This is a genomic window from Photorhabdus stackebrandtii, from assembly GCF_011189495.1.
In the GTDB taxonomy this organism is placed as follows: Bacteria; Pseudomonadota; Gammaproteobacteria; order Enterobacterales; family Enterobacteriaceae; genus Photorhabdus; species Photorhabdus khanii.
In genome coordinates this window covers 1-857 of sequence record NZ_PUJV01000148.1, presented here as the reverse complement: position 1 = coordinate 857, position 857 = coordinate 1, and the positions used below count along the sequence as shown (strand labels likewise).

Annotated in this window: 1 rRNA gene and 1 pseudogene; one reads left to right on the top strand and one right to left on the bottom strand. The window is 37.1% G+C overall.

The features are described 5' to 3' along the window. Nucleotides 1-74, top strand: a 5S ribosomal RNA gene (gene rrf, locus C5470_RS23910); the annotation flags it as partial. Nucleotides 75-739: 665 nt separating this feature from the next. On the opposite strand, the pseudogene C5470_RS22070 reads toward rrf, so the two are convergent. Then, nucleotides 740-857 (bottom strand): annotated as a pseudogene (locus C5470_RS22070) (IS630 family transposase); the annotation flags it as partial.

Here is an 857-nt window from a genome sequence, read left to right as displayed (position 1 = left end):
AACTCAGCAGTGAAACGCCGTAGCGCCGATGGTAGTGTGGGGTCTCCCCATGTGAGAGTAGGGAACTGCCAGGCTTTAATTGAAGTAGAAACCCTCAGCGCCTGCTGGGGGTTTTTGCGTTTCAGGGAATTTTTCTTATTACACAGTGATAATCTGAGCTTGGAAACTCTTTTCTGATAACTAATTTCAATGTGGTTTCTCTGTGTTGTGAACATCAGAAAAAATATGGGTTTCTGCGACTGTGATATTAAAAAGAGAATTAAAGTTTCTTGAGGTATTCAGAGTTTTTTCAGAAGACTCAGTTCGTGGAGATCATCAGCTAGATTCGTTTAGAATGGCTTTACTGTAAAGTTGATGGTTAGTGAATAATCGCCTTTTAGTTCAAGTTATATGGGGAATATTATTCTATTTTTACTCTTGTATTAAGAGCATTAAAAATTTATTCATGGAAGGTAATTTCGCACGACTCTGCTAAGATTTCCTTGGAAAAATAATGTTATGTAAGCGGTTTTGATTGTAGGATTGCTATATACAAACACCCTACGGGCTGGAACTCGGCAACAAAAATAACAATCTGCCCTTCTCTTATATTTATGAATCACGCATTTCAGTTGATATTCATAGTAACAGGCTAAAATATCTAGATCTTGAATTTAAATCACTTATCAAAATCGTTCATATCTTTCTCATCAGGAAGTTCACTATATTTCATCAGGTTTTTATTACCATCTATACCCACTTAACTTGAAGATGCAGGATTCAGAACCTGGAAGTTGTCATTAATACGGCACGACAAGTTCCCGGCCAGTTCCGGTAATATTTCCGTAAAAAAGCGATGTATTGCCTGTTTGAACAAG